Source organism: Nitratidesulfovibrio oxamicus, from assembly GCF_015731765.1.
In the GTDB taxonomy this organism is placed as follows: Bacteria; Desulfobacterota; Desulfovibrionia; order Desulfovibrionales; family Desulfovibrionaceae; genus Cupidesulfovibrio; species Cupidesulfovibrio oxamicus.
The window spans coordinates 1-518 of the sequence record NZ_VRYY01000801.1 but is presented as its reverse complement, the minus strand read 5'-3'; the positions used below and the strand labels follow the sequence as shown (position 1 = coordinate 518).

The 518-nt window shown below is 73.2% G+C and carries 1 pseudogene; it reads left to right on the top strand.

Features of this window, described 5'->3' with window-relative positions:
- Window positions 1-518: pseudogene (locus tag FVW20_RS19930) on the top strand (hypothetical protein); the annotation flags it as partial.

Here is a 518-nt window from a genome sequence, read left to right as displayed (position 1 = left end):
TTCGCGCGCCCGGTTACCCGCTGGGGCCGCCTGCCCGACGACAGCGGCGCGGCCTTTGCCACGGCCTTCCTGTCCGCCGCCGCGTCCAACTCGCTGCTCATGGAGGCGCACACCGCCGGGCGGCTGTCCGCGCGAGAACTGCGCCTGTCCTATCTGCTCAATTCCGGCTTGCCGGTCTTTCTGCTGCACCTGCCCACCACGCTCTTCGTGGTGGGGCCGCTGGCGCGCACGGCAGGCATCATCTACCTGACGCTGAACGGCGTGGCTGCGCTGCTGCGCACGGCGCTGGTGCTGCTGCTTACCCGCCGGGCGGTGCAGGCGGACGGGATCGGAGACAGGAACGCAGACGGGCGCGGCCCACTGCCGTCCGGGCAGGGCGTCTCGCATTCCGGCGCCCCCCACGCCCCCGCGAACACCACTGGCGCAAATCATACCGGCGTCGTGCCCCCGCATGATGCACACGGGGCGCAGGCCGCCCAGAAGGGTGCGCCCGCCGCCCTCGCGCAGCGCCTGCGGGC